General features: G+C 46.6%; 25 protein-coding genes. 12 read left to right on the top strand and 13 right to left on the bottom strand.

Features of this window, described 5'->3' with window-relative positions; genetic code table 11:
* Positions 1-129: 129 nt before the first annotated feature.
* Genes lolC through cobB form a run of 5 tightly spaced genes read left to right on the top strand, consistent with a single transcriptional unit; the run spans position 130 to position 5062 of the window.
* Entirely contained in the window at positions 130-1329 is a 1200-nt protein-coding gene (gene lolC, locus RTW80_RS04025) for a lipoprotein-releasing ABC transporter permease subunit LolC (RefSeq protein ID WP_001300689.1), read from the top strand.
* Entirely contained in the window at positions 1322-2023 is a 702-nt protein-coding gene (gene lolD, locus RTW80_RS04020; protein WP_001033694.1) for a lipoprotein-releasing ABC transporter ATP-binding protein LolD, read from the top strand. Before lolC ends, lolD begins: the two co-directional genes overlap by 8 nt.
* A complete protein-coding gene (gene lolE, locus RTW80_RS04015; protein ID WP_001251348.1) occupies positions 2023-3267 on the top strand; it encodes a lipoprotein-releasing ABC transporter permease subunit LolE in 1245 nt (414 codons plus the stop codon). Before lolD ends, lolE begins: the two co-directional genes overlap by 1 nt.
* Positions 3268-3295: 28 nt before the next feature.
* Complete coding sequence (gene nagK, locus RTW80_RS04010) at positions 3296-4207, top strand: N-acetylglucosamine kinase (protein ID WP_000291268.1); 912 nt, start codon at positions 3296-3298, stop codon at positions 4205-4207.
* Between the two features lie 15 nt (positions 4208-4222).
* Complete coding sequence (cobB, locus tag RTW80_RS04005) at positions 4223-5062, top strand: Sir2 family NAD+-dependent deacetylase (RefSeq protein ID WP_000952737.1); 840 nt, start codon at positions 4223-4225, stop codon at positions 5060-5062.
* A gap of 136 nt (positions 5063-5198) precedes the next feature.
* Here the strand turns inward: cobB and potD are convergent, their stop codons facing one another.
* From potD to dicA, 11 genes are all read right to left on the bottom strand, one after another.
* Positions 5199-6245 (bottom strand): spermidine/putrescine ABC transporter substrate-binding protein PotD, encoded by a 1047-nt coding sequence (gene potD, locus RTW80_RS04000; RefSeq protein ID WP_000759317.1) that lies wholly within the window; start codon positions 6243-6245, stop codon positions 5199-5201.
* On the bottom strand, positions 6242-7036 hold the full coding sequence (potC, locus tag RTW80_RS03995) for a spermidine/putrescine ABC transporter permease PotC (protein WP_000580316.1): 795 nt from the start codon (positions 7034-7036) through the stop codon (positions 6242-6244). Before potC ends, potD begins: the two co-directional genes overlap by 4 nt.
* A 166-nt stretch (positions 7037-7202) precedes the next feature.
* A complete protein-coding gene (locus RTW80_RS03990) occupies positions 7203-8321 on the bottom strand; it encodes a phage integrase Arm DNA-binding domain-containing protein (RefSeq protein WP_312718466.1) in 1119 nt (372 codons plus the stop codon).
* The gene (locus RTW80_RS03985; RefSeq protein ID WP_000003742.1) at positions 8290-8559 is read right to left on the bottom strand and encodes an excisionase; all 270 of its coding nucleotides are present in this window, start codon (positions 8557-8559) and stop codon (positions 8290-8292) included. Before RTW80_RS03985 ends, RTW80_RS03990 begins: the two co-directional genes overlap by 32 nt.
* Before the next feature lie 73 nt (positions 8560-8632).
* Positions 8633-11092 carry a 3'-5' exoribonuclease domain-containing protein gene (locus RTW80_RS03980; protein WP_312718461.1) on the bottom strand — a complete coding sequence of 820 codons (2460 nt, stop codon included), beginning with the start codon at positions 11090-11092 and terminating at the stop codon, positions 8633-8635.
* A gap of 93 nt (positions 11093-11185) precedes the next feature.
* Positions 11186-11377, bottom strand: coding sequence for a lysis protein YdfD (gene ydfD / locus RTW80_RS03975; RefSeq protein ID WP_001083280.1), 192 nt, complete (start codon positions 11375-11377; stop codon positions 11186-11188).
* On the bottom strand, positions 11374-11562 hold the full coding sequence (dicB, locus tag RTW80_RS03970; RefSeq protein ID WP_000854559.1) for a cell division inhibition protein DicB: 189 nt from the start codon (positions 11560-11562) through the stop codon (positions 11374-11376). The genes ydfD and dicB overlap by 4 nt, the downstream gene beginning before the upstream one ends.
* Before the next feature lie 568 nt (positions 11563-12130).
* Complete coding sequence (gene ydfC / locus RTW80_RS03965) at positions 12131-12349, bottom strand: protein YdfC (protein WP_001171930.1); 219 nt, start codon at positions 12347-12349, stop codon at positions 12131-12133.
* A 29-nt stretch (positions 12350-12378) separates the two neighbouring features.
* A complete protein-coding gene (gene ydfB / locus RTW80_RS03960) occupies positions 12379-12507 on the bottom strand; it encodes a protein YdfB (protein ID WP_000344964.1) in 129 nt (42 codons plus the stop codon).
* A 1-nt stretch (position 12508) separates the two neighbouring features.
* Positions 12509-12664 carry a DUF1391 family protein gene (locus tag RTW80_RS03955; protein ID WP_000379575.1) on the bottom strand — a complete coding sequence of 52 codons (156 nt, stop codon included), beginning with the start codon at positions 12662-12664 and terminating at the stop codon, positions 12509-12511.
* 166 nt (positions 12665-12830) lie between these two features.
* Positions 12831-13238: a DNA-binding transcriptional dual regulator DicA gene (gene dicA, locus RTW80_RS03950; protein WP_000448564.1), complete on the bottom strand. Its 408-nt coding sequence runs from the start codon at positions 13236-13238 to the stop codon at positions 12831-12833.
* Positions 13239-13321: 83 nt separating this feature from the next.
* Here dicA and dicC point away from each other — a divergent pair, with 83 nt between their 5' ends.
* The 5 genes from dicC (at position 13322) to RTW80_RS03925 (ending at position 16618) form a co-directional block, all read left to right on the top strand.
* Positions 13322-13552, top strand: a complete 231-nt coding sequence (dicC, locus tag RTW80_RS03945; RefSeq protein WP_000920568.1) for a dicB transcriptional regulator DicC — start codon at positions 13322-13324, stop codon at positions 13550-13552.
* On the top strand, positions 13536-14057 hold the full coding sequence (locus tag RTW80_RS03940) for a toxin YdaT family protein (RefSeq protein WP_000705349.1): 522 nt from the start codon (positions 13536-13538) through the stop codon (positions 14055-14057). Before dicC ends, RTW80_RS03940 begins: the two co-directional genes overlap by 17 nt.
* Positions 14038-15003, top strand: a complete 966-nt coding sequence (locus tag RTW80_RS03935) for a hypothetical protein (protein ID WP_000054487.1) — start codon at positions 14038-14040, stop codon at positions 15001-15003. Before RTW80_RS03940 ends, RTW80_RS03935 begins: the two co-directional genes overlap by 20 nt.
* A gap of 40 nt (positions 15004-15043) precedes the next feature.
* The gene (locus RTW80_RS03930) at positions 15044-15466 is read left to right on the top strand and encodes a DUF977 family protein (protein ID WP_001151218.1); all 423 of its coding nucleotides are present in this window, start codon (positions 15044-15046) and stop codon (positions 15464-15466) included.
* A gap of 252 nt (positions 15467-15718) precedes the next feature.
* Positions 15719-16618, top strand: coding sequence for an SMEK domain-containing protein (locus RTW80_RS03925; protein WP_312718449.1), 900 nt, complete (start codon positions 15719-15721; stop codon positions 16616-16618).
* 314 nt (positions 16619-16932) lie between these two features.
* On the opposite strand, the gene RTW80_RS03920 is transcribed toward RTW80_RS03925, so the two are convergent.
* Together RTW80_RS03920 and RTW80_RS03915 are read right to left on the bottom strand one after the other, a co-directional pair.
* Positions 16933-17586 (bottom strand): class I SAM-dependent methyltransferase, encoded by a 654-nt coding sequence (locus RTW80_RS03920; RefSeq protein WP_001373963.1) that lies wholly within the window; start codon positions 17584-17586, stop codon positions 16933-16935.
* 12 nt (positions 17587-17598) lie between these two features.
* Entirely contained in the window at positions 17599-18294 is a 696-nt protein-coding gene (locus RTW80_RS03915; protein WP_000892866.1) for a hypothetical protein, read from the bottom strand.
* Positions 18295-19036: 742 nt separating this feature from the next.
* Here RTW80_RS03915 and hokD point away from each other — a divergent pair.
* A complete protein-coding gene (gene hokD / locus RTW80_RS03910) occupies positions 19037-19192 on the top strand; it encodes a type I toxin-antitoxin system toxin HokD (protein ID WP_000813254.1) in 156 nt (51 codons plus the stop codon).
* 216 nt (positions 19193-19408) lie between these two features.
* Entirely contained in the window at positions 19409-19660 is a 252-nt protein-coding gene (rem, locus tag RTW80_RS03905) for a protein Rem (protein ID WP_000980987.1), read from the top strand.
* Positions 19661-19685: the final 25 nt, after the last annotated feature.

Genomic DNA, 19685 nt, shown 5'->3' with positions numbered 1-19685 from the left:
GGCAATTTAGCCGATTGATTTACGGGGGCTTTTCAGATTAGCCCTGACGATCACTTACAGTTCAGACGTTTACCCATCTTGCTTTCGCTTATATACTCGTGTCTTTGCTACAGCAACCAGACGGATTTCATGTACCAACCTGTCGCTCTATTTATTGGCCTGCGTTACATGCGTGGGCGTGCAGCGGATCGCTTCGGTCGTTTCGTCTCCTGGCTTTCTACCATCGGCATTACCCTCGGGGTGATGGCGCTGGTCACAGTATTGTCAGTGATGAACGGCTTTGAGCGCGAGCTGCAAAACAACATCCTTGGCCTGATGCCACAGGCAATTCTCTCTTCTGAGCATGGCTCTCTTAACCCGCAGCAACTCCCGGAAACGGCAGTCAAACTGGACGGCGTTAATCGCGTCGCACCTATTACTACCGGTGATGTGGTACTGCAAAGCGCGCGCAGCGTGGCGGTCGGGGTGATGCTCGGTATCGACCCGGCGCAAAAAGATCCACTTACACCGTATCTGGTCAATGTGAAACAAACTGACCTCGAGCCGGGGAAATATAATGTCATCCTCGGCGAACAACTTGCCTCACAGCTAGGCGTTAATCGCGGTGATCAAATCCGCGTGATGGTACCATCTGCCAGCCAGTTCACGCCGATGGGGCGTATTCCAAGTCAGCGCCTATTCAATGTGATTGGCACTTTCGCCGCCAACAGTGAAGTCGATGGCAATGAAATGCTGGTGAATATTGAGGATGCCTCGCGTCTGATGCGTTATCCGGCAGGCAATATTACCGGCTGGCGTTTGTGGCTGGATGAGCCGCTGAAAGTCGACTCATTAAGTCAGCAAAAACTGCCTGAAGGCAGCAAATGGCAGGACTGGCGTGATCGTAAAGGCGAGTTGTTCCAGGCCGTACGCATGGAAAAAAATATGATGGGTTTACTGCTGAGCCTGATTGTCGCCGTTGCGGCGTTTAACATTATTACCTCACTAGGGCTGATGGTAATGGAGAAGCAGGGCGAAGTAGCGATCCTGCAAACGCAAGGCTTAACTCCGCGACAAATCATGATGGTCTTTATGGTGCAAGGGGCCAGCGCCGGGATTATCGGTGCGATCCTCGGAGCGGCGCTTGGCGCCCTGCTTGCCAGCCAGTTAAATAATCTGATGCCGATAATCGGCGTCCTGCTTGATGGCGCGGCGCTGCCGGTGGCTATCGAACCTTTACAGGTCATTGTTATTGCGCTGGTGGCGATGGCTATCGCGCTGCTGTCTACGCTTTACCCTTCATGGCGCGCTGCCGCCACTCAACCCGCTGAGGCTTTACGTTATGAATAAGATCCTGTTGCAATGCGACAACCTGTGCAAACGCTATCAGGAAGGCAGTGTGCAAACCGATGTGCTGCACAATGTCAGTTTCAGCGTCGGCGAAGGTGAAATGATGGCGATCGTCGGTAGCTCTGGTTCCGGTAAAAGTACCTTGCTGCACCTGCTGGGCGGGCTGGATACGCCAACCTCCGGCGATGTGATTTTTAATGGTCAGCCAATGAGCAAACTGTCGTCGGCAGCGAAAGCTGAACTGCGCAACCAGAAGCTGGGCTTTATTTATCAGTTTCACCACCTGCTGCCGGATTTTACCGCCCTGGAAAACGTGGCTATGCCGCTGCTGATTGGCAAGAAAAAGCCCGCTGAAATCAACAGCCGTGCACTTGAGATGTTAAAAGCGGTGGGGCTGGATCATCGTGCGAATCACCGCCCATCTGAACTTTCTGGCGGCGAACGCCAGCGTGTGGCGATTGCCCGTGCGCTGGTGAATAACCCGCGCCTGGTACTGGCGGATGAACCTACCGGTAACCTCGATGCGCGTAACGCCGACAGCATCTTCCAGTTGCTTGGGGAATTGAATCGCTTGCAGGGCACCGCCTTCCTGGTGGTTACTCACGACCTGCAACTGGCGAAACGTATGAGCCGCCAGTTAGAAATGCGTGATGGTCGTCTGACGGCGGAACTGAGCCTGATGGGGGCGGAGTAATGGCGATGCCTTTATCGTTATTAATTGGCCTGCGTTTTAGTCGCGGACGGCGGCGCGGCGGCATGGTGTCGCTGATCTCCGTCATTTCTACCATTGGCATTGCCCTCGGCGTGGCGGTATTGATCGTCGGCTTAAGCGCGATGAACGGCTTTGAACGCGAACTGAACAACCGTATTCTGGCGGTGGTGCCGCATGGTGAAATCGAGGCGGTGGATCAGCCGTGGACTAACTGGCAGGAAGCACTGGATCACGTGCAAAAAGTGCCGGGTATTGCCGCTGCCGCGCCGTATATCAATTTCACCGGGCTGGTGGAAAGTGGCGCGAATCTTCGCGCAATCCAGGTGAAGGGCGTTAACCCGCAACAGGAACAGCGTCTGAGCGCATTACCCTCGTTTGTCCAGGGCGATGCGTGGCGCAATTTTAAAGCGGGCGAACAGCAAATTATCATCGGCAAAGGCGTGGCGGATGCGCTGAAAGTGAAGCAGGGGGATTGGGTGTCGATTATGATCCCCAACTCGAATCCCGAGCATAAACTGATGCAGCCAAAACGTGTGCGTTTGCACGTTGCCGGTATTTTGCAGTTGAGTGGTCAACTCGATCACAGTTTTGCCATGATCCCGCTGGCAGATGCCCAACAATATCTTGATATGGGTTCCAGCGTGTCAGGTATTGCCCTTAAAATGACGGATGTTTTCAACGCCAATAAGCTGGTACGCGATGCGGGTGAAGTGACCAACAGCTATGTTTATATTAAAAGCTGGATTGGTACTTACGGCTATATGTATCGCGATATCCAAATGATCCGCGCCATTATGTATCTGGCGATGGTACTGGTGATTGGCGTGGCCTGTTTCAACATCGTCTCCACCTTAGTGATGGCGGTGAAAGACAAGAGTGGCGATATCGCAGTATTAAGAACGCTGGGGGCGAAAGATGGTTTAATTCGCGCCATCTTTGTCTGGTATGGATTGCTGGCAGGGCTGTTCGGCAGCCTGTGTGGTGTGATTATCGGCGTAGTGGTTTCACTGCAACTTACCCCGATTATTGAGTGGATTGAAAAGTTGATCGGTCATCAGTTCCTCTCCAGCGATATCTATTTTATTGATTTCCTGCCATCGGAATTGCACTGGCTGGACGTCTTCTACGTACTGGTCACAGCATTGTTGCTGAGTCTTTTGGCAAGTTGGTATCCGGCGCGGCGCGCCAGTAATATTGACCCTGCGCGAGTCCTTAGCGGCCAGTAAAGGCAGTACATTAAAACAAGGAGCGGCAATGTATTACGGGTTTGATATTGGTGGAACAAAAATTGCGCTTGGCGTGTTTGATAGCGGTCGGCAGTTGCAGTGGGAAAAGCGGGTGCCGACACCGCGTGACAGCTATGACGCATTTTTAGATGCAGTGTGTGAGCTGGTAGCTGAAGCTGACCAACGTTTTGGCTGTAAAGGTTCTGTCGGCATCGGTATTCCGGGAATGCCGGAAACAGAAGATGGTACGCTGTATGCCGCCAATGTCCCCGCTGCCAGCGGTAAACCGCTGCGTGCCGACCTGAGCGCACGTCTTGATCGCGATGTACGCCTTGATAACGATGCCAACTGTTTTGCCCTTTCAGAAGCCTGGGATGATGAATTTACTCAATATCCACTGGTGATGGGGTTGATTCTCGGCACCGGCGTTGGCGGCGGGCTGATTTTCAACGGCAAACCGATTACCGGTAAAAGCTACATTACCGGCGAGTTTGGCCATATGCGTCTGCCGGTTGATGCGTTAACCATGATGGGGTTGGATTTCCCGTTACGCCGCTGCGGCTGTGGTCAGCATGGCTGCATTGAAAATTATCTGTCTGGTCGCGGTTTTGCGTGGCTGTATCAACACTATTATCATCAACCGTTGCAGGCTCCCGAAATTATTGCGCTTTATGATCAAGGCGATGAGCAGGCAAGGGCGCACGTTGAGCGTTATCTGGATTTATTAGCGGTTTGTCTGGGAAATATCCTGACCATTGTTGACCCTGACCTGGTCGTCATTGGTGGTGGCTTATCGAATTTCCCGGCAATCACAGCGCAACTGGCGGACAGGCTGCCTCGTCATCTCTTACCTGTAGCTCGTGTTCCGCGCATTGAACGCGCGCGCCACGGTGATGCGGGAGGAATGCGTGGTGCGGCCTTCCTACATCTAACCGATTAAACAACAGAGGTTGCTATGCTGTCGCGTCGGGGTCATCGGTTAAGTCGTTTTCGTAAAAATAAACGCCGCCTGCGCGAGCGTTTGCGTCAGCGTATTTTTTTCAGAGATAAAGTGGTGCCGGAAGCAATGGAAAAACCAAGAGTACTCGTACTGACAGGGGCAGGAATTTCCGCGGAATCAGGTATTCGTACCTTTCGCGCCGCAGATGGCCTGTGGGAAGAACATCGGGTTGAAGATGTGGCAACGCCGGAAGGTTTCGATCGCGATCCTGAACTGGTGCAAGCGTTTTATAACGCCCGTCGTCGACAGCTGCAGCAGCCAGAAATTCAGCCTAACGCCGCGCATCTTGCGCTGGCTAAACTGCAAGACGCCCTCGGCGATCGCTTTTTGCTGGTGACGCAGAATATCGACAACCTGCATGAACGCGCAGGTAATACCAATGTGATTCATATGCATGGGGAACTGCTGAAAGTTCGTTGTTCACAAAGTGGTCAGGTTCTCGACTGGACCGGAGACGTTACCCCAGAAGATAAATGCCATTGCTGCCAGTTTCCGGCACCCTTGCGCCCGCATGTAGTGTGGTTTGGCGAAATGCCACTCGGCATGGATGAAATTTATATGGCGTTGTCGATGGCCGATATTTTCATTGCCATTGGTACATCCGGGCATGTTTATCCGGCGGCTGGGTTTGTTCACGAAGCGAAACTGCATGGCGCGCACACCGTGGAACTGAATCTTGAACCGAGTCAGGTTGGTAATGAATTTGCCGAGAAATATTACGGCCCGGCAAGCCAGGTGGTGCCTGAGTTTGTTGAAAAGTTGCTGAAGGGATTAAAAGCGGGAAGCATTGCCTGATGCACTACGCTTATCAGGCCTGCAAGGGGACCACAATACCGACGAAAGAGCGGGATAAAACTTTACTGTCCTGACTCATTAGCCACATCCTTGCTAAATAAAAAACGGGCGGTAATGCCACCGCCCGCTTGCTGAATTAACGTCCTGCTTTCAGCTTCTGATAATACTCTTCATAAATGCTGCTGGCTGCGCCAACGTCATTCTGCCATTCGCCATTTTTAATGGTTTCAGCATCCGGGTAGAGCGTTTTATCGTTCGCCACTTCCGGACTTAACAGCTTACGCGCCGCAAGGTTTGGCGTTGGATAACCGATAGTTTCAGCAACCTGTTTTGCCACATCCGGGCGCAGCAGGAAGTTGATCAATTTCAGCGCGCCTTCTTTGTTTTTGGCATTTGCCGGGATCGCCAGGCTGTCCATCCAGAAAATGCCGCCTTCTTTCGGCCACACCACGTCAATTGGCGTACCCGCCTGCCGTGCAACGAAAGCAGAACCGTTCCAGATCATGCCGAGGTTAACTTCGCCTTCCATGTACGGGTTAGCTGGGTTATCGGAGTTAAACGCTGCGACGTTTGGCATCAGTTTTTTCAGCTCATTATATGCAGCTTCAATCTCTTTCGGATCGGTGGTGTTACCGGAGTAGCCCAGCTTACGCAGCGCCATCTGGAACACTTCACGGGCATCGTCGGTCAACAGCAGGCTGCCTTTGTACTCAGGCTTCCACAGATCGGCCCAGCTGGTGACAGATTTCGGATCCACCGCATCACCGTTAACACCAATCGCCGTCGCACCCCAGATATACGGAATGGAGTAATCGTTATTCGGGTCAAACGGCTTATTGAGCATGTCTGGATCGAGATTGCTGAAGTTCGTTAACTTCGACTTGTCGATCTTCTGGATCATCCCTTCTTTACGCATTTTATCGACGTAATAGGTTGAAGGAACCACCAGGTCATAGGCACCGTCTTTGTACGTTTTCAGCTTGGCATACATGGTTTCGTTCGACTCGTAAGTCGAATAGATAACCTTAATACCGGTTTCTTTGGTGAACTGTTCAAGCAGTCCTGGCGGCACGTACTCGGTCCAGTTGTAGAAATACAGCGTGTTGTTGTCATCGGCGTGAGCGGCGCTCATGCCCAGTGCCAGAGCACCCGCCGCGAGCAGGTGGCGTGACCATTTTTTCATTTAACGTCCCCTGTGTTACCTTTCGTTTTATCACGAGCAATAAGCTGGCTGGCAATAACCATCACCAGCGACAGCACCAGTAATATGGTTGCCAGCGCGTTAACTTCCGGCGATACGCCGACTTTGACCATCGAATAAATTTTTAACGGCAGAATTTCATAGCTTGGTCCGGTGACGAACGAAGAAACTACCACATCGTCCATCGACAGGGTAAAGCTTAACACCCAGCCCGCCGCCACCGCTGGCATTGCCAGTGGCAGAATGATTTTTCGCAGAATGGTAAATTCGCTGGCACCGAGATCTTTCGCCGCTTCCAGCATCCGCACGTCAAAACCTTTCAGGCGCGAATACACCGTCACCACCACAAATGGCAGGCAGAAGGTGATATGCGAGAACAGCAGCGACCAGAAGCCAAGCTGAATACCCAGCAGCATAAACAGCACCAGCAGCGAAATTGCCATCACGATATCTGGTGACATCATTACCACAAACAGCATTCCGCTAACGAACGGCTTACCGCGAAAGCGATAACGGTACAGCGCAACTGCCGTCAGTGAACCGATAAGCGTAGCAAACGTCGCCGAAAACACCGCCATTGTTAGTGAATGCTGCGCTGCCTGTAACAGGCTGTCGTTGTTCATCAGCAGGCTATACCATTTGGTGGTAAAACCCTGCCAGTTGATGCCAAAGCGCGAGCTGTTAAAGGAGTTCACAATCAAAATAATGATTGGGATATACAGGTACGCGTAGATAGCGGTCATAAAACCGCCGCGAAGCAGTCGACCGATCATTCGAGTTCCACCTTTTTATTCATAAGGCGGGACACTTTCAGGATTTTGAATTTATTCAATTTTTTCCTTTCTCCAAAATCTCTCCAAAACGTTTCCCCAAAACTAGGCCACGCATTTTACAACACTTTTTTCCTGAGATGGTGACGGATATTCCATATGGTGTTTGTCAAATAACCAACTTAACCCATTCCTGACCTCGAGTATCGTTATAGCGATCGGTGGTTGCCTGGACTTTATGTCCTAGTAATGTTTTTGTATCGATACCCTGTGCACGGTACAGCCGTTCTGATAGAGAGCGTTGTTCATGAAATGTTGGCGGAGTTTTTCCTGCTGGTGGAATTATCCCAGCCAGATCCCGTGCTTTGGCAAAGTAGTCGCTCAGGTTGTCTTTACTCATCGGCTTCGGTTGTTTCTGGTGCCGACTATGGATTAGATATGGACTTAATATTCTGTCTCGGCACCCATCAATAACTTCTTTTAACGTTATCCCAATGGCATCACAGCGTAGTGTAAGCGGTAACGCCAGACGCATTCCGGTTTTTCCCTGGGTGATATGCAAGTGTTCGTTCCACACATCTGAAAAACGCATGTGGCAAATGTCATCACGGCGCTGACCAGTAACAATCGCAAGAAGCATTGCGTTACGGATAAAGTGTTTTTCAGGCGTTGCATTGTAAATTTTTTGCCAGTCTTCCATGGTGAGCCTGGCTCTGGTTACTTTAGGGATCGGTTTACGGGTAGCCTCCGGAGGATTCCATCCAGGAGGAACTTCCCCTGCATGCTGTGCTTCTTTATAAATATCAACCCATAATCCACGATTTACTCTCGCTGTGCTGACCATGTCTTTATCCAGCCACTCATCCAGTATTAATGCAAAGTCTCTTACTTCCAGTTCTTTCAATGGGTGGTTTCCCAGACGGGAAACCAGGTATGCAGCCATTCGAGTTTTTTCTTTGTGAGTTGTAGCTGCAATATCTCCATTTTTCAGTCGCGTGTCCTGTATTTTCAGATATCGATCAACCCATGCCTTTAATCTGATACCCCGACGTTTTGTTGCTGACGGACTTTCATCAATTTTGCGCATGAAATATTCAGCTTCTGCTGCAGCTATTCGCTGATTGGCTGTGGAAGCGATTTTTTCTGCCTTACCTTTGTCTGTTCCGAGTCCGTGAAATTTTCCAGTCACAGGATTTTTATACTGGTAGTAAACTCTGCCAGTTCTGCGATCAAACTTTTCGTAAAGACCGGCTACGTCAATGCTGTTTTTTCGTGGCCTCGGTGACATGAGTTAAAATCTCCTTCAGTGCATCATCATCGCCAGTATGAATTTCCGGCGCAATTCCCGTTTCACCAGGCCCAACAAATACTGCTCGGCGATCTATCAGCCAACGCCCACGAATTTTTTGTGGCCTTGGAACGATGTATCCTAGTTTTCCGTATTTCACCAGGGTAGTGTTTGTTATTGGGAGACTGAACCGTTTTGGTTTCCACTCGTCGAGCGTTATCAGGTACTGTTCGCTCATGGCTATCACTCCGGAACGCGCCAGTTGCAGAATATCAACGACAACTGGCGACGGTTGAACATTAAAAATCAGCCTAACTCGGGATCAGTTTTTGCCAGATAACTGAAACGTATTTTGCCTGGTAACGGGCGTCATCAAGTGCATTATGGCGCTCACCTTCGAATGGAATAGCCGTTCTGGCATCGAAGTCTATGGCTTTCCCCAGCTCAACGATTGTGCGTACATCGCGATCGTTGTAGTAACGCCACGGGCAGGGGATCCCCTGCCGTTCGTATGAACGGCGCAAAATCGTGTTGTCGAAGTTGGCTCCATTTCCCCAGACCTGAACAAAAAATTCACCGGAGTTTTCGTCGATAAATTCCCGCAATTGTAACAGTGCATCATCTAACGGGATTTCATCGGTCATAATGGCAGATTGCGCTTCGCGTGATTGCTTAAGCCACCATTTAATGGTGTCCCGATCAATGACTCCGCCAGCAGTTTCCAGATCGATAGTCTTACTAAATTCCGGTCCCATATCTCCGGTTTGCGGATCGAAAAATATTGCACCTATTGAGATGATCGGGGCATCAGGATTTTTTCCCATGGTTTCAAGGTCGATCATTAGATGGTCACACGTCCTGCTGGTGGATGTGATTTCTTGATGACCGTTCACCTTAATTGAGTGATCTGCCGTCTCGCCAGTTTCATTATCGCTATCGTGATGCTGATTGCCGCCAGTATTCTCCTTGTGTGGATGTTCAGCGCCTTCCATTTCCTCCGGATCATCTTCCTGAACTTCAACCTGATACTCTTCATCGAATGTTTCCTGGTATGTTGCGTCGCCCATCACCGCGCCACAATCAGGGCAGTTGCCGCCGCCGGTCTGACCGCAGGCGGTGCAGACTTTTTCCACTTCCTGTTGCGCCACTGGTTCAGGCTGTTTCGTTTCTGGCTCGTTTTGTAACGCATTTGGGCTGTTTTGTTCCGCTTTTTGGTAGTTCCGTTCCGATTCATGCTGGTTCTGGTTTACAGAATCGCGGGTCTGGATCCCCTTAACCCATTTCGGATCATTCGGGTCGCTAATCCCTGCAACAAATTCTCCGCGAGAGGCAGCAAGCAACTTATCGGCGTCAGGCTGGCTGATATTGGCTGCCTGCATAATTTTGTTTACTTCGTCAGCGGTAACTTTTACCGGCCCTGGTTGTGCGGTCGTGTCAGATGCACCAGTATTTTGTTGTGAACCTGAGTATGTACCGTTTTTGCGGGCGAAATATTCTTCTTTCGTGATTTCAGTAGCCCCGGCAGCCAGTGCCTTATCCAGACCAGAAAGTTTGTTTGCGCGACCGTATTTTTCGCCATCCTTGTCGGTGAAGAGGAAGTAGAACGGCCCCTCACGCTCTACAGATGGTTCGACTTCCACTTTGCATTCGGTTTTTTCGTTGTCCGGAATTGCCGTTTCCACTGCATCAGTTTCTGGTACTGGCGACGAGAGAGTATCAGTTGCGCTCTGATTTCTTCCTTCATCTTCAAACACGCCCTTTGTAGTCAGGTATTCAGTAATGTATTTGTTCAGTGCCACAGGGTCTTTGTGAATGTCGATCGGACGTTCACGGACAAGGCCAAAAATAGTCTGGCGGTCGTAGCGAAGGGCATCAGGCTGTTTGCGCATTGATGCCGAGATACGCTTCCAGTCTTCGCGGTCGTTGTCGATAACTTCATTTTTTGCCCAGCGATGGATGCTGCCATCAATGTTTCCGGCATCCACATCACCAGGCCAGAGAGCGTAGGCCAGTTCGTCATCCAGTGTTTTCCATGTCTGCTTGTATTCGCGATGGATGGCAGCAATGACCGGGCTGATTTTTCCTGTTGAATTTTCAGTGTACTGTTGATTGGCTCTGGCGCGGGCGAGATCAACAACAGACGTGTATTTTCCGGTTTCCTTGCGTTCACCTTCGCGACGTTTTTTCCAGATGCGCATCTCTGCCTGAATTTCGGGCCATTTAGCACCAGGAATACATTTATGCTTAACCCACCCAATGGCGTGCAACTTAAGCTCCGGATACATGGCGTTAACTTCTGGCATTTTCATCAACGCTTCAACGATATGTCCGTTGAATGTTGCCATGTCTTCCTGCAACAATTCCTGTGCGCTAATAACCATATCAACGGTGATGTTTTCACATGTGTCGAACTTAACCATGACAGCGTTCTGTACTTCAGGGGCCAACTTGTCAAAAGTGACGTTCATCGGATCGGATTCAGTCTCAACCGGGACAAAAGAAGCAGACTCCTCATCCCAGCGGTTTTCCTGCATATATTCAGCATCCCATGAATCGAGGGCAGGGCGGGGTATACCAGGTTTATCCTCGCAGACAATAAATTTATAAGCGCAGTCCTGAGCAGCCGGATAATGTTCCAGGAATTGCCAGTGAAATTTTGCTCGAGCACGGCGTTCGTCGCCAGCTTCAATGGCTGTGGCTACAGCCACAGCGCCTTCTTCCCTTGTTGCCAGTTCGTCAGGAATAGCGGCGCAAATAAAGACTTTACTCATTTTGTTTTAACCTCATGACAGATTTAAGGATGAACAAATCCCTGCCATTGCTGGCATATAAGAATGAAACCGGATATTTATTACGGAACTGTTTTAAAGACCTGCCGGGATTTCGATATTATCCTGGTGAATAACTTTATCGACCGGGTAACAGTTACCGGGAATTTTCTGTTCGGTTGCTGCAGTCATACACTCCTGCATTGTCCTGTGAACACTGACTGCAATATCAACTGGCACTCCGGAAACAAGAAAAACTGTCAGAACAAGCGCAAATGCTGAATTCATTGTGCACATCCTTTTGGCATCAGACGTAAACGAGCCAGCATTGAAACAATGCATATTTTATTTAATAGCTCCCGTTCTTGTTTTCTCTTGTTAATGGCATCTTCAGTAAATACAGGGTTACTGATAGTGACACCAATTTCAAAACAACCTTCAGACGTATTAACGTTTGGTAATAACGTTTTCATTATCGCGCCCTCAACAATGAGTTTTGTGATGCGGTGCCTGGTGCCTCCAGGTGACGTTAACCAGTTAACAATTAACGCCGGATACAGAGAATCCACCCATAACACTGTTTTTGGTTTTAACTGTTCCGCGTGCGCTTAGCCGCATTCACCGCATCACAAAATTCACTTTAAAAAGGGCGGCAGAGCAGTCACGGAGTAAAACTGATACCGCCAAATGTCACCAGAAAATTGATAACAGAGGGCGTTGCAGCGGGGTTGTCACTTAAGCGTATGGTCAACCTGACAACCCGGTGTCCTCAACGGGGGAAGGAATAACCCCGCCATACTTACCGCCGCGCCATTTCGCGGATTGCCACAACCGGAAGCGCACGGTCGACGAAAATTTAACGACAGGCTATCTATGAACCAGCTACCTCGCCGTGCGCTTTCGCGTTATGGTCTGACTTTTCAGGGAAATATCCTTTCAGTAAACTGTCAGTGCCGGATGCTCACCCGTGTCCGGCGCACGCACTCCACCTCACCCGTGGAGAACTCCTTAATTACCAACCTTAGCTTCGTTGGTTAGCTATTAACGCGGGTATGTAATCATTCTGGCAATGCTTAATGCCGCTGCTTTTTCCAGATTAGTGATATCCTGCTCCAGAGCGGACAGATTTTCAGCCTGCTTAGCCCTGGCTTCATTGGCCCATTTCAGATCCTGCGCTGCATTAATTTTCTGGTGCATCCACTCATAAAGTTCATCATCGGTATAGTCTGGCGCGATGATGACGGGTTCTCGTTTCTGCATACTGATTCCTCGCGGTGCTGTTTCGCTTATCAGCCGTTAGATTTTGCCGAACTGGAAAGCGCCTGTTTAAACTCACTGAAGCTGAGAGCTTCTTCGCCTTCGGCAAGGCCTTCGAAGTATTCTTCGTAAGCCTTTTCCATGATTGTGTCGAAATCCATATCACTCACCTGAGTTTCTTTCCAGCCAGCGACGGGCACCATTTTCGGTTTTAAACGTTTTGCTTTTGGTATACGTCATTGCGGTGAACGTGCCGTCCTGGTTTGGAAACACGCCGTACACCAGAGATTCGTTGTTGCCAAGATCGATAGTATCCATGCTGACCTCATTTCCCCTTAACGCTGGGGTAGCGGAACTGTTTGCTGAGAACACCGTGCGGTGTGTTGATGCAAACAAGATTAGCCATGACTAACATATCGGTCAAGTGATTTTGTATGCTATAGCTAACATAATTGATGTGGTAAAAGATAACTCATTGATGATGTTATCTTTTATTTGTCCGCTGACGGGCTTTTAGTAATTCTTCAAAGAGTTTATTGAAGTTTTTTACTCGAGCTCGCATTTCGGCGAGCTGGGTATCCTGTTCTGATTCTGGCAGTGCATTAAACAGCTCAAGGAGCTCTAGTTCTTTGGGGGATAAGGCAACTGGCTTCTCAACAGGTGGTGTTGGTTGCTTGTCTTCATCGCCAAATAGAATCCATGTTGGTGAGCATTGCAATACTTTGCTGAGGGCAAAAAGGTTCTTCCCTGTAGGTTCACTATCACCCCGTTCCCATTGTGATACAGACACATGGGAGATTTTCAGGGCTTTAGCAAGAGACCTTTGGGTGTGTTTGAGGTTTTTCCGACGATACCTGATGCGTTCGCCGATAGTTAAATTTTTTGTTTCCATAGTTAGCTAATGCTAAATCGTATTGACTATGTTTTTGTTAACATCTATCTTGTTAGTTATGACTAACAATAAAGGTGTTTTAAATGCTTAAAACTGACGCTCTTTTGTATTTCGGTTCAAAAACAAAACTTGCACAAGCAGCAGGTATTCGTTTGGCTTCGCTTTATAGCTGGAAAGGGGATTTAGTTCCCGAAGGTCGCGCGATGCGTCTACAGGAGGCATCTGGCGGGGAGCTTCAGTATGATCCCAAAGTTTATGATGAATATCGTAAGACGAAGCGGGCGGGGCGGTTGAACAATGAAAATCACTCCTGAACAGGCTCGTGAGGCTCTGGATGCCTGGATATGTCGACCAGGAATGACACAGGAGCAGGCGACGATATTAATCACTGAAGCATTCTGGGCTTTGAAAGAGCGCCCGAACATCGATGTTCAGCGTGTCACAGATGAAGGTGGCGCGGTTGATCAGCGAGCGCTTGGCGTTAATCGAGTGAAGATATTCGAACGCTGGAAGGCTATCGACACCAGGGATAAGCGTGAAAAGTTCACGGCGCTAGTGCCTGCAATTATGGAGGCTATCCGGATTAATGATTTCAGGTTGTATCGTGAAATTAGTGACGGAAAAAGCATCACGTACATGATCGCCGGGTTAAACAAAGAATATGGCGATGTGGTGGAGTCCGGACTGCTTTTTGCTGATCCTGCCGTAGTGGATCGTGAAACTGACGAACTTATAGAAAAAGCAATTGCTTTCAAACTTGCGTATCGACAGCAATACCAACAAAAAGCTGGATGGAATTATGAGCCTTCTTTTTGCTGAACGCCCACTGGTTATAAACACACAGCTTGCGATGAAGATTGGCTTAAATGAAGCCATTGTGTTGCAGCAGTTGCATTACTGGTTGAGAGATACCAATTCCGGCATGGAATGTGATGGTGTTCGCTGGATTTACAACACAACGGAACAATGGCTGGAACAGTTCCCATTCTGGTCAGAGTCAACGTTAAAGCGCGCGTTTGCAAGTCTGAAAACGCTGGGGCTCTTGCGTTGTGAAAAGCTCAATAAATCAAAGCGCGATATGACCAATTTCTACACGATTAACTATGGGAGCGAGCTTTTAGATGATGGCAAATTGAGCGAATCCATCGGTTCAAAATGCGCCGCTCCATCAGGTCAAAATGACACGATGGAAGAGGTCAAAATGAAACGCTCCATTGGTTCAAAACGACCCAATGTCATCGGGTCAAAATGGCCCGATGATCCTACAGAGAATACAACAGAGATTACTACAGAGAATAAAAACACTTTTCGTCCGGAAGCTTCGCAACCGGACCCGCAGACGGCTGAACAGGATTTTTTAATCCGGCACCCTGGCGCAGTTGTGTTTAGTGCGAAAAAACGCCAGTGGGGTAGCCAGGAGGATCTGGCGTGTGCGCAGTGGATATGGGGGCGGATCGTGGGTCTCTACGAACAGGCCGCCAGTGATGATGGCGAGATCATGCGACCAAAAGAGCCTAACTGGACTGTCTGGGCCAATGATGTGCGCACAATGCGGATGCTGGATGGCAGAAGCCACAGACAAATTTGTGAAATGTTTGGTCGGGTACAGCGGGATCCGTTCTGGGTAAAAAACATCATGAGCCCGTCAAAGCTCCGCGAAAAATGGGACGAACTGGTCATCCGCCTGGGGCGTTCACCTGTACAGCGTTGTGTTAATCATATTTCTGAACCGGATACAGAAATTCCGCCTGGTTTCAGAGGATAAGTTTTGATTTCAGGTCATGAGGTAATTTTAAGGGGGACTTGTGGCAAAAGTTTTTACACAAGAAGAGCGGGAAAAAATTAAAGGGCAGGTGGTGGAACTCGTGCGCCAGAGCGGTCGTGAGACGTTACGGCAACTGGAAGTCAAGACAGGTGCGACAAGATATCTGATGAGCGTTCTCGCAAGAGAGCTGGTTGCCAGCGGCGATGTATACAACTCTGGTTACGGGTTATTCCCGTCTGAACAGGCGCGTAAGGACTGGCAAAATGCCCGTAAAAAGCTCTCAAGGGCAAAGCTGAAGGAACCATCTGCGGTTGATCCGGACCTTATCTGGTCATTACCTGACGGAGAAATACGTCGCTACGACAGGCGTCAGAACATAATCTGTCGCGAGTGCCGGAAGAGTGAAGTTATGCAGCGCATACTAGCATTCTATCAGGGAAATGCTCGATATTTATTGAAGTGATGAGATTAAAGTTTATTAGTTCAGATATTGATTGGCTCTTTTGTGGAGTAGGGTAGAGTTAGTGTGTTTGTCTGCTTGGTGCCAGCAGCGGATATGTTTAACAACAGAAAGCATTCAGCATGGTTAGTGGATTTGCAAAGTGGATTAGGATTTGAGAAACTTTGATGAAGTTGTAAAGCTTGTTTCTATAAAAATAGAAATTTAACTAATAGTTAAACACACCTCCAGCTTCATTGAAAAGGATTATTAGCTATGATTGATCCACTTATTAGAAACTTACAGAGTGATATTGCACTACTCCGGCTTTATATCGCGCAACGCAAACAGGCAGGCTTTCATGACATGGAAAGAATAATTGAGTCATTGACCATCTTTATGTTTCGCGCGCTGAAAATGGGTGAACTGGTAAACATGAATCAGATTAAAGTTAATTTTCCCGCCATTGATTTAGCTGATAATAAAAACATGATAGCAGTTCAAGTTACTACGAATGCAAGTCCAGCAAAAATTAAAAAAACTATCGAATCTTTTGAGGAAACAAATGAAATAGGAGAGAGTCTGAAAGATAAATACTCTACTTTATATATTTTTGGTTTTTGTAAAGCCTCAAGATACCTAACTCCAAGTTATTGTAAAATAATCGACCCCAGCTATTTCGTGAATGAACTTTGCGATAAAGCAGATGAAGATATGGTCCAGGATATGATTGACGCCATTCGACGCCATCATGATTATACATCATTACATCCATGGAGTGATAAAGATTCACTCGAAATTATACTCAATATTATTAATCGCAATGCAATAAAACATCGGATGAGTTGCGAAGGCAGTCTGTCTGATATGCTCACTGGTTTAAAAGAAATTAATGAAGTAATTACAAAAGGAACAATTCAACGTAAGCAACGTTCAAAATCGATATCTGACTTCAAAGATCAAAGCATGGTGAAATTTATGAGAGGTGTAATGGATGATTTGTCTGTTATTCAAGCCATAGTGAACAAATCTAAAGTTAACCAAGGTGATATGGTTTATATAAGCCATGAAGATATGATTAATATTGATAAATTAAAAGCTAAAATAGCAAGTGATTCATCAGAGATTGCAAGGCTAAATAATATTGATATAACACTAAATGTTGTTGATTTATAATTGTCGATTTAGCAAAACAGAGAATGCTTTGAAAGTTTCACCGAGAAATATTTATTGTGAACCTCCTTATTGTTTATCGACTTTTACTCTCCGCTCATTGCAGTACTGTCGGAGAAGGCTACTATGTACAAGAAGCAGCTAACATAAGCGAGCATCACTATTGATATTAGGAAGAGTATATAAAAACTTCATGCTGAACCTTACAAAAGTAGGTAAACCGGCAATGGCCTAAGTGGCAGGGTCATGTTGATCCGGCACTGCCGAGCTAATAATTAACAAGCAAATCACTCTTTCTAATAATTTGTTGAAATAAACTAAATATGTATATGTTTACCAACAACCACATATGAACTACCTGCTTTGCTCCATGATTTTATTATTTCTAAATTATTATCTGAGCATATTTTACTTACAGTATCCACATCTAATAAACCATAGTAGAAAGCATTACGAGAGTTTTGGTATATATACCCATGCAAATGTTTAATACCGCTCTCGTACCTCTTGAAATAAGAACTTTTGTATTGATTGACAATCAGTGCTTCACCATCACTCTTTAATAATTCTCTAATCGCACTGAGGACTTTGTGAATTGTGGATTCACATGGAATTGCGGAAAGCACGTTTGCGCAAAGTATGAAATCATAATGATTTGTTATTTTATCTATATTTTCATAAGAAACAATATTAGCATTCTTATAGTTATTTATCACGTAATCTGGAATCGTGGTTTGTACACCTCTGATAATTTGCACTCTTTCTAGTTGTCTTCTGGAATCTAAAAATGTCACAGTTTCAAATTTATTTACTAATTGTTCTGAATATCTAAGTTTTCCACATCCAAAATCAAGGGCATTGCCATTTTTATTAGTGCTTTCAATCTGTTTACAGAGATAGTTAGATGGCATAGTGTGCGGTTTCGCTGCATTTTCTGAACGTATGTTTATTCCATTTATTTTGTAATTCAAAATCAACCTCGTTTAAAAAATATTGTTATTGTTAAAGAATTCTTTTATTTTGCTATCAGGTATTTGTCTTACTTGGCTTTCTGTTCTTGGTTTAACTGATGCTATGAAAATAAGGAAGTCAAATGCGACAAGAGAAATAATCCACAACCAAAGATTAATTAAAGAGCCAGTAACAGAGAATATATTTGTTAATTTGGCGATACTTATTATTAAAATAGTAACAAATGCGATTACTGTATGTTCAAAGAAAACCCAAAAGTAATAAACTTTGTTCCAGAAAAGTTCAACGTAATGTTTGTCTTTTAACTCTTTAACTTCTGGGTAATACAGTTTACTCATTACCTTGTGAGATTCATCAGTAGTTAATTTTCTCGTAACGCCTGCAATTTTTGCTAATGGTTTAATAATTAAATGACTATCCCACATCTTCCTTATTCCAATAATTTTTGCTACATTATTATGTAGATCTAAAGCTCCACTAATTACTGACCAAAAAACTGAAGATGCAATTGGTAATATGCCAAAGGTTAATATCCATTTAATAAATTCCTCGTAGTCTTTAACGGGGGGGATATACTTGGCATTAATGCCAACCAATGGCATGTAGCCATAAATGACTAATGATAGGTAAAATATAAATGTAGTAATAAAAGTCGCCTTATGGAGCATAGGCAACATTTCATTATAACTCTTTGGTGGTTCTAACATTTTACTCTCCAAACATTCAAAAAAAAGCTAATCTTCTATAATAACGAAATTCAGCTGGCACAATTAAAGATTAATTGCCACCAATTTCTTGATTTTATAATTTTATCTAAATGTTTTTGATTAATCTAGTCCTAAAAGAAACCTACTGCATAAATATTTATGCTGATGACCCACTCCCTGTTCGTTAACACATAGCAACGTTAGTAATGCATCCTAAGTGATCAATATTTTTGCTAGCTTCATCTGCTCGCTCAAAGGGAACTATAATGTTGGCTTGCGTGTGACTTGGCATGTTTAAAGAAGTGCTGGTGGTGACTGGTTGCTGTTTTCCATTTCCACAGAACAAAATCATAGAAACTATACCCAGTAGTTGTATTGAATCACTGACGAGACAGCCTCATATTTATCAGGACTGGTGTACGTCCAATACAGGAGGTTGTGGTGCTGGTTCTCAAATGTGCGCTGGCTATTGCTGCTGTAATGGCAATTTATTGTCTTGCTGTTGTTCTTATGGATCACCTTTCTGATTGATTTCATATTGGCGAGGTAACGGTAGTTAAGTAGAATTGCTGCGGGTGCTTGAGGCTATCTGCCTCGGGCATCAACACCAAAGGCAGATAGAGAAAAGCCCCAGTTAACATTACGCGTCCGGCAAGACGCTTAACATTAATCTGAGGCCATATCTATGCTCTACACACGTAGGTTAGCCTCTTACGTGCCGAAAGGCAAGGAGAAGCAGGCTATGAAGCAGCAAAAGGCGATGCTAATCGCCCTGATCGTCATCTGTTTAACCGTCATAGTGACGGCACTGGTAACGAGGAAAGACCTCTGCGAGGTACGAATCCGAACCGGCCAGACGGAGGTCGCTGTCTTCACAGCTTACGAACCTGAGGAGTAAGAGACCCGGCGAGGGAGAAATCCCTCGCCACCTCTGATGTGGCAGGCATCCTCAACGCACCCGCACTTAACCCGCTTCGGCGGGTTTTTGTTTTTATTTTCAACGCGTTTGAAGTTCTGGACGGTGCCGGAATAGAATCAAAAATACTTAAGTAGCGCGCAGGGATAAGAGGGATGGTCCCTTAAAGGGGAGAGCTAATTATCCGGAAGGATTCTGATGATGAACATCGAAGAACTGCGTAAAATTTTTTGTGAAGATGGCCTCTATGCTGTGTGCGTTGAAAATGGAAATATTGTTAGTCATTACCGCATTGTGTGTTTGCAAAAAAATGGGGCTGCGTTAATTAATTTTGTGGATGCCCGAGTGACGGACGGATTTATCTTGCGCGACGGTGAGTTTGTCACTTCATTACAGGCATTGAAAGAGATCGGAATAAAAGCTGGCTTTTCTGCTTTTTCAGAAGAATAAACTCATCTACAATCTTGCGCGGGGC

This window comes from Escherichia sp. AM3, from assembly GCF_032029835.1.
GTDB lineage: Bacteria > Pseudomonadota > Gammaproteobacteria > Enterobacterales > Enterobacteriaceae > Escherichia > Escherichia coli.
The sequence above is the reverse complement of the archived record's forward strand: the minus strand, read 5'-3'. Positions and strand labels throughout refer to the sequence as shown.